Source organism: Alloacidobacterium sp., assembly GCF_035631355.1.
In the GTDB taxonomy this organism is placed as follows: Bacteria; Acidobacteriota; Terriglobia; order Terriglobales; family Acidobacteriaceae; genus Alloacidobacterium.
Genome location: NZ_DASQIX010000035.1, coordinates 36,487 through 48,712, shown reverse-complemented (window position 1 = coordinate 48,712; position 12,226 = coordinate 36,487). Strand labels below are relative to the sequence as shown.

Genomic DNA, 12,226 nt, shown 5'->3' with positions numbered 1-12,226 from the left:
CATGCCCTCACTTGCAGCATAGCAGGGCTGTCAACATCCAGCGCAGAAGAGCCGCTTTTTCAGCCCTGTTAAGCGAATAAAAAGTGCATTTTCAGCGTTCTTTGCAATTGCTCCTCAGAAGTCGTAACGAAGACCGAACTGCATGCGCCGCGGCAGATTCTGCATGGCGCTGTAGACGCCAAGGTTTCCATTCGTCAGCGACTGGCCCATGAAGACTCCATTGCTGTTAAAACGGACGCTATTGGTGACGTTGAAGACTTCCCAGTCGAATTTGAGAGCTCCATATTCCCCAAAGTGCCACGATTTAGAAAGGCCAGAATCAATACCGAAAATTCCGTCTGCGCGGTAGATATTGCGTTGCCCAGCCTCGCCCGGATACGACAGTCGAACGGGGCTGCCTGTGGCGGTCCCGTTGTTAATCCCATTTGGATCGGCAAAGACCTGTGGAGCGCCGCCAGCATAGTTTTTGTGCATCTGTTTGCTCATTGCAGCTTTATCGGTCACAACTCCGAGGCTTGAAATCTGCCAGTCAGTGGACCAGCCGGGATCGGCAAGACTGAACGGAAGAGCGCTGGCCCAGCGGTTGATGCCCGACCACTGCCACCCACCAATAAGGGCATCTACAGCCGCGTTATCAGAGCTCATGAACTTCTTCCCTCGTCCAATGGGGAGTTGGTAGACCCAGTCGGCAGTGATGAGGTGACGCGTGTCGAAGTCGGACACACCGCGGCTGAGTTCGGGCTTCCATGTGTTCGTGATGTTGCTGAAGTTGCCGCCTCCACCGTTGAACTCAGTACCGCGCTCCGGATCCGATCCCATATCGATCGATTTGGCGAGTGTGTAGCTGAAATCAAGACTGAGGCCGTAGCTGGTCGGATGCCGCAGAATGAGCTGACCAGCGTTGTAGTAGCTGGTGCCCATAGAGGACAGTACGTAGAGTGAGGAGAACTGGTCCTGCCAGAAACGCGGTTGTCCGGGACAGTTGTATGCCTGCCCTGTTATAGGGCTGCCGCAATAAAAATCGAGATCGGCGAGAGCCGAGGTTGCTCCCAGGATCGAGCGGAAAGGAGCCCACTCGAGGTCGTAAACCGCCTGCGTTGCAGTCTCACCTGCGAATTCCGCGCCGGCCATGTATCCAAATACATCTTCGAAATATTGAATCGACGGCACAGTCACCGATTGCCCGTTCCCGCTATATGGGCCATTCCCGCCATTGAGATCCACCTGATGGGAGAGCTTTGCGCCGGCACTGAAGTAGTCACCACCGCCTTGGGGATCCACATAATCCACTGGTTCGGCAATATCGAGACTCTGCAACAAGTGCCGTCCAAGGCGGCCAACGTAGTTCACCTCAACCGTGAATCCGGCTGGCAGTTGGCGTTGCACAGAGAGGTCCATCGACTCGGAATAAGGCGTCTTTATCTTGCTGTCCAGCCCCCATTGAATCGCGAAGTTTCCCTGCGGGTAAAGGTAAGGAAAGCTCGTCGTGGGGGGTGCTGGCGGAACGCTGATATTCGGAAGGGTAGTGCGGTTGATATAGCGCGGTGAGGTGGTGTAGCCGTAGACACCCGCCGGATTAGAGAGTGAACTGCTAAGCCCGAAAGAACCTTGCTGAGAGAACGTGTTCACGAGCGCTTCGCCATAGTGGTCGAAGTACAGCCCAAAGCCACCGCGGATCGAGGTCTTTGGATCGGGGGAATAAGCGAAGGACAAGCGAGGCGCAAAGTTATTCTTCTGCTTCGGCCAGTAGCCGGGCTTGTGGTAGAACGGCCCATTCGGGGCGAAGCTCAGGTCATTTTCAAAAACCGCTCCTTGGGCAGCGGCGCTTGCGCGCTCCAAAAACCAGCTGTGCGTGTCGACTGTCGGAGCCAGTTGCTGACCATGAATTTCCCATGGCGTCTGAAGGATGGTTTGTCGCAGTCCCAGGGTCAGAATCAGTTTAGGAGACACATGCCATGCATCCTGAACGTACCACTCATATTCATTCGCCTTAAAATTTCGATTGATGAAGGCGCCCTCCGGAAGCAAGGAACCACTTGTAGGGCTGGAAATTGCATAATTCTGTACTTCGGTGATCTGTGGAATGGTGCCAATAAGGTTGGCATAAGCTGTGTTGTACGAAAGCTGGAATCCGCTGTCTAACGGCGCGCCGCCGACACTACTGGGCGAGGGGGCATTGCCGGCGAGCCAGTATGGGTTCGAAGTTGCGCTGTTGTAAGAGTTGTCATCGGTTCCGCGATTCTGATGAATGAGCCGCCAGTTCCCGCCAAACTGGAGCGTATGCTTGCCTTTGGTCCAGCTCAGGTTATCTACAATGTTATTGACTGGCACGCTATAGATGGTTTTGCGGGTCTCATCCGTCAGCGGATCGATAAAGCGGAAGTCTGTGTATTCACCGGTGCCCCCGCCTGTCAGGCCATAACCCTGGCGAATGTAGCCATAGCGCAGGTCGTTGACCAAATTCGGAGTGAACATGTACGTGTAACCAGCCGCAATGCCCTTCGTGTTGTCGGTCTGTTGATAAGACGGGGGCTGGCCCGGGAACTGCTCAACCGCGCCAGCCGTGTCTTTCTGGAGGTTGCCGCGCACGAAAATGCGCTGCTTTTGGTTGGGCGTATAGTCAAGGCGGGCAATGCTGGTGTTTAAGGTTACCGGGTTGGGCGAGGAAAATGTGAATGAACCGGTATTCAGGCCATCCCCCGCTGCAGTGCCGTTGGCCGCCGGATATTGATTATAGTATGCAAGCACATTTGGATTGGGACCGGGTCCGGCTGGATACTCAGACGTATTGCATACCTGACAGCCCCCATCGAGTGCCGTAACCTGTGCAGCCGAGATCGAAGCAGGGGCGCCGTTGCTTAAATAGGTGAGGATCCCTTGCTGATAGCTGGCCGTCGGAGCGGTCCTGGTGACAATCTGGTTCTCCGCCTGTCGCTGCCCTTCGTAGTTCCCGAAAAAGAACAGCTTGTCTTTGAAGATCGGACCACCGACCGCCGCCCCGAAATTGTTACGGATAAGCTTGGGGGGTCTGTTCGCTTCACCACTGCTTAGTTGCGCTTCCTTGTTGAACCAGTCATTGGCCACAGTCAGCGTCGGACGGTTGTACCAATAGACGGCCCCATGATAGCTATTAGTCCCCGACTTCGTGACCATACTGACCTGCGCCCCTGATGAGCGCCCCTGGTCGGCCCCTGAAAGTCCTGTGGTCACGCGGAATTCTTCAACCGAGTCCTGGGTCTCCCGCAGTACTCCCGTGAAAGCATAGCCGTTGACCTGGTCATTGTCGTCGAGACCGTCAACGATGATGTTGCCCTGGTCGGATCGGCCTCCATTCACAGCGCCGCTGCGTGGGTCGTTCTGAAGCATGCTGTTGCTGGGCCTTCCCGAATCCTGCCCGAGGTAAAGTACACCGGGTTGCAGGGAGAGCAGGTCAGGCACGTTGCGTCCCTCGCTTGGCAGCGCCTGAATCAACGTATTGTTCATTGAGTTGCCTAGCGAGGCATCAGAGGTATTAAGAGTTTGAGCCTCGGCGCTGACATTGACAACTTCTGTGCTGGCTTGGACTGTCATCGCAAAATCGATCGTCGCCGGCTGATTCACAAGCAGTTCAGCAGATTTTGTCTGCTCGCCGAATCCAGTTGCCGAAACCTTGACGTTGTACTTCGCCGGCGGGATCTGTACAAACTGGTAATCGCCGCTGGCACTCGAAGTAGCTTGTAACACCTTTCCCGTCGCGCTGTCAGTCAGCGTAACGCTCGCGCCGGGTACAACGGCTCCACTCGGATCCTTAATGGACCCACGCAAAGATGTTGTGTCCGTTTGGCTAAATGCAGGTGAGATCAGGGAAAACAGGAATAGGAGAACGCAGATTGCGTATCGCTTGGCCACAGGTTCCTCCAGGAAAATACAGCAAGACCGCCGCTAATGGCAGCGGTCGTCCTTTGTTATTCGTTCAAGCTCTGTTGCGGTAAGGCAACCATTGTGTGCCAGTGCTTGGTGAATTTCAACACATTTTCGTCAGACTGTTTTGCAGCCCATGAAAACCACTCGCACTGGCATGAAAAAGGGGAATCTGCACAAATTAAACACCTGCATCGACTTGGCGGGGCAAGTATCAAAAATACTTATTCGGCGAATAAAACACACCACGAGTGGATACTGGGGAATCAGCAGAGTGACAAGGTGGAGAAAATCTGGCAGGGAGAGAAGCAGAGAAGGAAGCCATAGCTTAGAAGGCTCGCTGAATACTCAGCGAGCCCCCTGTTCAGGTATTCGGTTAGAAGCTGTAGCGCAGCGAGAACTGCATCTTTCGTGGAAGCGACATAGTCGCCGCATACACGCCAAGAGCTCCGCTGCCGTATGTATTAGTAAATGAAGTGGTCGTTGTCGCGTTCAAATCGTAGCGAACAGAATTCGTCACATTGAAAACTTCCCATGAGAACTTCACGTTCTGGCCTTCGGTAATCTTCCACGACTTGGTAAGACCGGAGTCGATATCAAAGATGCCGTCCCCGCGGAAGTTGTTTCGCTCGCCAGCCTCACCCGGATAGGGCAGCCGCAAAGCAAGGTTATTGGGATCGGCAAATGCCTGCGGCGACCCATTGGACTGGATATGCTTATGAGTCATTACCGGCCCGGTTTTCACCATGTAGCTCTGGACCTCGTAATTTGTCCCCCAGGCAGGGGCGATGATGCCAAAGGGAAGACCTGTGGTCCAGCGATACAGGCCCGACCACTGCCAGCCGCCCAGGAAAGCATCGGCCCAGCCGTTCATGCCGCCTCCAAAGTGCTGGCCGCGTCCAACCGGAAGCTGATAGACCCAATTTGCAGTCACATTGTTCGCGGTGTCGAAGTCTGAAACACCTTTATTCAGTTTTGGATTGAAGCTGTTCAGAATGGTGCTGAAGCCGGTGTTGTAGACCATGCGTTCGGTGTCGGAACCCATATCAAGCGACTTGGAGAAGACGTAGCTCAAATCCACTTCGAGACCATGCGACATGGCATGGCGCAGAATGAATTGCAACGCGTTGTAGCTGCTGTTGCCGATGCTCGAAAAGGAGAACAGCGATGAAAACTGCGGCTGCCAGAAGCGATAGCAGCCAAGGCCGCCATTCGATGGATCGCACGCGCCGGCCCCGCCCACAGATTGCGGGGTATCCAATGCCTGCAATGCGCCTGTTTCATTTCCGCGGTTGAAAACCCAGAAGTTGTCATAGATGTATTGCGTGGCGCTCGTTCCACCTGTTGCAAGGTTCGGGAACAAATCTTCCCAATACGGAATCGTCGGCACGGTGGTCAGACTTTCATCTACGTCCTTAGAAAGCTCAGTGGCTGCGGTGAAATAGTTTGTGGCTGATTTCGTATCGACAAAGTTCACCGGCTCGGCAAGATCAAGCTGCTGCATCAAGTGGCGCCCAAACCGGCCCACATATGCAGTTTCAAACACAAAGCCCTGACCAAGCTCCTTTTGAATGGAAAAATCAGCGGCATACGAATAGGGAGTCTTCAGATGGTCGTCCAAACCAAAAGCAATTGCAAATCCGGTCACCGGAGGAGTGTAAGGATAGCTGATGGTGGAAGGCTGGCCCAGTCCCGGCGGCAATGCCGGAATGCTGTTGATCCCCGTAAAGCGTGGAGAAGTGTCCGCACTATAAGTGGAGGCAGGAGTGGTGACGGTAGTCGTGAGTCCGAATGACCCCAGTTGGTCGAACGAGCTCACGATGCCCTGGCCAAAATGGTCATAAAACATGCCAAAGCCGCCGCGAATCGATGTTTTGGAGTCCGCCGCATAGGCAAAGGAGAACCGTGGCGCAATGTTGTTTTTCTGCATTGGCCAGTAGGCGCTCTTTCCGCGCGCCTGCCCGTTTGGAGCGAACGTAAGTATCGGTTCGTAGGGATTACCCAGCGCTGCATTCGCCGCGCGCTGCATGAACCAGTCATGCGTGCTGGTAGTAGGAGCCAGCTGCTGGCCGCTGGTTTCATACGGCGTCTGCAGCAGACTGTGGCGGATGCCAAAGGTCAAAGTCAGCTTCGGCGATACGCGCCAGGCGTCCTGCAGGTAGTATTCAAATTCGTTGGCTTTGAACTGGCGCTTGATAAAGGCGCCATCCGCGTATTGGTTCCCGGTCGTCCCGTCTGCTGATACGTTGTAGTTGTACTGGGCTTCTGTTTCCGGAACCAGCCCGGTGATCAGGCCAATGGCGATGTTGTAAGAATTTGTAAATCCGTTGGATGTTCCGCAGCACACAGCTGGATAACCAAAAGCAGCAGGATCAAGACTAGTCCCGGTGTTGGCGATTGTTCCGCCATTCACCAGCCAATACTCATTTGTAGAAGCGATAGTAAAGGAGTTGGTATTCGTGGTGTTGTTGTTGGATATCAGCCGCCAGTTCGCGCCGCCGGAGATTGTGTGTCTTCCTTTTGTCCATGAGACGTTGTCAACGATGTTGTGGACCGGAACATTCTGAAGCGTGCTGAAAGTCCTAGCCAGCGGTTGATTCAGGAAGCGAAAGCTGACGTAATCGTCATCCACCTGCCCGCGATTGGAAAACCCTTGCCGTGTGTAGCCATAACGCAGGTCATTCACCAGGTTCGGAGTCAGCGTGAGTGTATATCCGCCTGCGATTCCCTTTGAGTTGTCCACCAGGTTGAAGGATGGAGGCTGGCCCGGAAACTGCTCGGGCCCGGCTGAGGTGTCCTTTTGCAGATTGCCGCGGACAAAAAATGCCTGCCGGTCGCTGGGGCGGTAGTCGAGCTTTGCGATGCTGGTGTTCAGCGACCCCGGACTGGGCGATGAGAATGTATAGGAGCCTGAATTGAATCCACCGTCGCCCGCATTGGAGCCGTTGGCCGCTGGATACTGCTTCGCAAACACCGCCAGCGCATTGGGATTGATTCCGGGACCCCAGGGGCAAGTGCCGTTCCCGGAGCAGTTTGGATCCATCTTTGCGATATCGGCCGCGGTCAGCGTCTGGTTTCCAGCCACGGTCTGCCCATCCGTTGTGTACTGATAAATCACCAGACCCTGCTGGAAGGTCGCCGTCGGTGCTGTCTGATTCACCTGCGTATTCTCAGCGGTCCGCTGACCTTCATAATTAGCGAAGAAGAAGAGCTTGTCTTTCTTGATAGGGCCGCCGACCGCCGCGCCAAACGTATTGCGGATCAGTTTGCCGGGAATGTTCGGCTCTCCATTCGCCAGCTGCGCCTGCTTGTTGAACCAGTCGTTGGCGACCGTAAATGTCGGGCGGTGATATTCATACACGCTTCCATGAAACTGATTGGTCCCCGACTTGGTGACCATCGAGATTTGCGCGCCGGAAGAGCGCCCTGAATCCGAGTTGGAGTTGCTCGTGGTCACGCGGAATTCTTCGACTGAATCAAGCGTCTGGCGAAGTATGCCTGTGAACGCATCTCCTGTGATCTGGTCGTTGTCGTCCAGGCCGTCAATCGTCACATTGCCCTGATCAGAACGCCCGCCATTCACCGCGCCAGAGCGGCTGTCATTTTTCTGGTCGTTGTCCTGCCCCAGATAAAGAACTCCAGGCTGCAATGCCAGCAGCTGCGGCACATTGCGTCCTTCGCTGGGCAGGGACTGGATCGTTGCATTATTAAACGAGTTGCCCAGCGTCGCGTCGGAAGTATTCAACGTTTCCGCCTCGGCGCTGACGTTCACCACCTCTTCACTCGCTTGTACCGACAACGAAAAATCGATGGTGGCCGGCTGGTTCACCAAAAGCTCGGCAACCTTCGATTGATTGGCAAAGCCCCCAGCGGTGACCTTGATGGTGTACTTTGCCGGCGGAATCTGGTTGAACTGGTATTCTCCGCCGCTGCCGGAAGTGGTCTGCAAAACCTTGCCGGTGGCATTGTCGGTCAGGCTAATGGCTGCGCCCGGCACAACCGCGCCGCTGGGATCTTTTACGGTTCCTCGCAGCGAAGTCGTCGCTGTCTGGGCAAATGTGAATGCGGTGAGGGAAAGCACGAATAGGAAAACGCAGAGTGCGCGTTGCTTGATCACGGGGTCCTCCGAAAGTTACAGCAGTACAGCTTTGTTATTGATATTGATATTTACAATAAAGTAAACATTGTGCACCGTATGGCCGCAATATTCAATCATTTTTATGGAAATGAACTGTGCCATGTGAGATTTCCCCGGCTCTGATGGATGGAGCAAGTTTACTTAAATGTAATTACTATATTGACTTGCAAAAGTACGTCCCGATCTCCGGGTAGTACAGAATCCCGAGGTGAATTTGTAGCAATAATCGTCACAAAAAGCCTCTCCTCACAATTCTTCCCGACTATCAAAGCCTCTCCTCTGCTATGGTTTTCTTTGCATTTGCCATCGCAAAGGATTCACGCCGTGCCAACTCGCTGTTTGCTTCTTCGGATAGTCGTCGCGCTATCCGTCCTCTTCTCTGCCGCGCAATTCGCAACCGCAGCCCAGGTCAACGTAGACGCCGCTATCCTCAGCAAGTATGTCGGCCAGTACCGTTATGACGACGAACCGGACATCACCATCTCGTTCTTCCGCGATGGCAATCAGTTGGCAGCCGAAGGACCGCGTATGCCGCATACGCCTTTGCATGCCGTCTCGCAAGATACCTTCGCACAAGGCAAAGGCACGACGCGCTACATTTTCCTGACAGATGCTGCGGGCAAAGTCGCCGGCATGAAGCTCGTCTTCGAAGGCAACCGAGGTAAAGAAGAAGTCAATGCCACACGCATCAGCGACCAGCCTCAGTCCAACCACTTTCGCCCCTATGACCGCCACGAAATGATGATCACCATGCGCGACGGCGTTCGCCTGCACACTGTCATCCTTCGCCCCACCGACACGAATGAGCCTTTGCCCATCCTGATGGAGCGCACGCCCTACGGCGTTGATGAATCGACCTCAGACTCTATCAACTCGCGCTACACCGAGCTCGCGCAGAGCGGCTACATCTTCGTCATGGAAGACATTCGCGGGCGCTACGGCTCCGAGGGCCAGTTCTTTATGAATCGCCCCATCGTCGAGCACCATGACCCCAACTCACCAGACCCGAACGGAATCGACGAAACCACTGACGCGTATGACACCGTCGCATGGCTCATCAAGAATGTCGCCAACAACAATGGCCGCGTCGGCGTGATGGGTGTGTCTTATCCGGGCTTTCTCGCCATTGAATCCGGCATCGACCCGAACCCGGCGGTAAAAGCCATCTCGCCGCAGGCGCCCATGACCGACCTCTGGATGGGCGATGACTTCTTCCACAATGGCGCGTGGCGGCAGAGTTACGGATACGACTACGCCATTGGTCTTGAGACCAGCAAGGAAAACGCCTTCAACAAACTCAATGAAGACGCCTATAACTTCTTTCTCGATGCCGGCTCGCTCGCCGGCGACATCAAGAAAGCAGGCGTCGGCGTTCTGCCTACTTGGCAGGGCTTTCTCGACCATCCTGCCTACGACCATTACTGGCAGATTCGCGCCGTAGAGAAGCACCTGACCCAGGTCAACGTGCCTACGCTTGAAGTCGGCGGCTGGTGGGACCAGGAAGATATGTGGGGGCCGCAGGCCGAATACGCCGCCCTCAAGCCGCATGATACTAATCACGAAGTCTTCATCGTCCTCGGTCCCTGGAACCACGGTGAGTGGGCGCGCACCACGCGCCGTCTCGGCGAAGTAAACTTCGGCGCAGCTACCACAGACCAGTTCCGCTCCCAGATTGAAGCGCCTTTCTTCGCCCACTATCTAAAGGACGAGGGCAGCTTCGATCTCAAAGATACCGCCAGCTTTCAGACTGGCACCAACCGCTGGATGCGCTACAGCCACTGGCCGCCAACGCAGGACGTCACAGTAAAGGACCTCTACCTCGACGCCGACGGCTCACTCAGCTTCAGTAGGCCTACAGGCGATGACGCTACTACCTTCACTACCTACACTTCCGACCCGGCGAACCCCGTCCCCTACCGCAAGCGCCCTATTGAAGCCACCTACGCGCCCGGCGGCTCGGGCTGGTACACCTGGCTCGTGCAGGACCAGCGCTTTCTAGGCAAAAGAAGCGACATCGCCACCTGGCAGACATCCGTCCTCGACCACCCAGTGACCATCACCGGCGACATCGTAGCCGATCTCTTCGCCTCTACCTCCGGAACTGACTCCGACTGGGTCGTCAAGCTCATCGACGTTTACCCCACCGACTCCGCGCTGGGCAAAATGTCCGGAACTGAGTTGATGATCGTTGACGAAATCTTCCGCGGCCGCTACCGCCAGAGCTACGAACACCCGGAAGCCATCCCCGCTAACACACTCGAGGAATTCAAGTTCAGCCTGCATGGCGCAGACCACGCGTTCCTCAAGGGCCATCGCATCATGGTGCAGGTGCAGAGCTCATGGTTCCCGCTCTACGACCGCAACCCGCAGACCTTTGTACCCAGCATCATGACCGCCACGCCATCCGACTACAAATCAGCTACACAGCATATCTACGGATCGGCTGAGCACGCGTCGCACATCATTCTGCCTGTGTCTGACAAGAACTAGCCCGCGTCGCAAACAAGACAAAGAAAACCGCTCCTCGAAACGCACCGGGAGCGGAGCTTCTGCTTACAAATCATGTAATTTTACGCTCACAGACAACGATACCAACCCATTAGATGGCTTTCATCTATACAAATACCAGCCTCACAGATAAAGCACTTTCGTCTGCACATCCATCAGGGTCAACAGAGGGTATTTTGCATAGCTTTATACGAGACGCCCCTCGGCTTCCTTGGCCGCCTCATAAATCTGGTCAAACGATTCGACCGCGTACAGCACTTTCTGCATCTCCGACACAATGAACTCCTGCTTCAGCACCGCATCCAGGTCGAAGTCGCGAATCTCCGGACCGCCTTCTGAAGTCCTGTTAATCACGTGCGTCGATTCCCCGTGCGAAGAAATCAACCCACTGCCATACAGCTTGATCGTCCCATTCTGACGAATCACTCCGAACTCGACTGTGAACCAGAAGAGCCGGCCCATGCGTTCGAGTTTGTCCTTGTCCTCGACTAGACGGGCGCAGACGCGGCCATACTGCTGCAAAAAATCGGCGAATACAGGATGCGCGTGCATGGGCACATGCCCAAAAACGTCATGGAAGATGTCCGGCTCAGGCGTGTATTCGAGCGACTCGCGCTTGCGCAGCCATGTCGTTGTAGGAAACTGCCGCGCGGCCAGCATTTCAAAAAAGGCGTCGGGTGGCAGGAAGCCGCTGACCGGAGTCGCGTTCCATCCTGTGCGCGGGCCGAGACGCTTGTTTACTTCGGCCAGGTTCGGAATCGAATCCTCGCGCAGTCCAATGCGGTGAAAGCCGTCCAGATATTCCGCACAGGCATGTTCCTCAAGCTGCGGCATGCGTCGCCTCACCAGCTCCGCCCACACCGCATGTTGCTCCGGCGTGTAGGCGTTCCAATCCTGCTGGATAAGAAATGGTTCGGCGATGTGCAACTGCGTGGCGGCTGGGTTCATGTAAAAGCCCTCTTGGTTCAAAACATTTGAGCATCGCACTCTAAATTGGGAGTGTCAATACGCGGCTATCGCACTACCAAACTAAATTCACACGAGGTGATCTGCTCCACTCCGCAGCTGGAGAACTCACTCCGTGCCGCCTCAACTGAGTTGTTCAATCCAATCGCGCGGCAGGCGTCTTCAATCACTACCGCCTTAAATCCGGCGCCGCGCGCATCAACCGCGGAATAGTGCACGCAATAGTCGTAAGCCAACCCGGCAAGAAATACGCGCTCTATACCCAATTCGCGCAAATACCCAGCGAGCCCCGTCTTCGTCACGCGGTCGTTCTCCTGAAACGCCGAATACGAATCAATTTCGCGTCGAAAACCCTTGCGCAATACTAACCGTGCACTCGTTGTATCCAGGTCTCGGTGAAACGCCGCTCCTTCACTTCCTTGGATGCAGTGGTCGGGCCACAGCGTCTGCTCGCCATATATCACGCGTGTAGTATTGAATGGCTTTTCCCCGGAATGGCTTGATGCAAACGATAAATGCCCGGCTGGGTGATAGTCCTGCGTTAAGACAACGCAGGTAAATAACGGCGCGAGACGATTGATGACCGGGACCACTTCATCGCCATGCGGCACAGGCAGCGCGCCGCCCGGACAAAAATCATTTTGCACATCGATAATGAGCAGTGCATCGCGATCTGTAATTTTCAGCGGCATTTCATTTCTCCCGAAGTAGCCG

Annotated in this window: 5 protein-coding genes; 1 reads left to right on the top strand and 4 read right to left on the bottom strand. The window is 55.1% G+C overall.

Features of this window, described 5'->3' with window-relative positions:
* Window positions 1-114: 114 nt before the first annotated feature.
* Entirely contained in the window at window positions 115-3,888 is a 3,774-nt protein-coding gene (locus VEV40_RS06300; RefSeq protein WP_324830939.1) for a TonB-dependent receptor, read from the bottom strand.
* A gap of 388 nt (window positions 3,889-4,276) precedes the next feature.
* Entirely contained in the window at window positions 4,277-8,017 is a 3,741-nt protein-coding gene (locus tag VEV40_RS06295; protein WP_324830937.1) for a TonB-dependent receptor, read from the bottom strand.
* A 345-nt stretch (window positions 8,018-8,362) separates the two neighbouring features.
* Here VEV40_RS06295 and VEV40_RS06290 point away from each other — a divergent pair, with 345 nt between their 5' ends.
* Window positions 8,363-10,528 (top strand): CocE/NonD family hydrolase, encoded by a 2,166-nt coding sequence (locus VEV40_RS06290; protein WP_324830935.1) that lies wholly within the window; start codon window positions 8,363-8,365, stop codon window positions 10,526-10,528.
* Window positions 10,529-10,732: 204 nt separating this feature from the next.
* Here VEV40_RS06290 and VEV40_RS06285 read toward each other — a convergent pair whose 3' ends face one another.
* A complete protein-coding gene (locus VEV40_RS06285; RefSeq protein ID WP_324830933.1) occupies window positions 10,733-11,494 on the bottom strand; it encodes a phenylalanine 4-monooxygenase in 762 nt (253 codons plus the stop codon).
* A 65-nt stretch (window positions 11,495-11,559) separates the two neighbouring features.
* A complete protein-coding gene (gene pncA, locus VEV40_RS06280; protein ID WP_324830931.1) occupies window positions 11,560-12,204 on the bottom strand; it encodes a bifunctional nicotinamidase/pyrazinamidase in 645 nt (214 codons plus the stop codon).
* Between the last annotated feature and the right edge of the window lie 22 nt (window positions 12,205-12,226).

Excerpts from the sequence above, each read along its gene's own strand:
- VEV40_RS06285 (WP_324830933.1), bottom strand. The coding sequence starts at position 11,494 with ATGAACCCAGCCGCCACGCAGTTGCACATCGCCGAACCATTTCTTATC.
- pncA (WP_324830931.1), bottom strand. The coding sequence starts at position 12,204 with ATGCCGCTGAAAATTACAGATCGCGATGCACTGCTCATTATCGATGTG.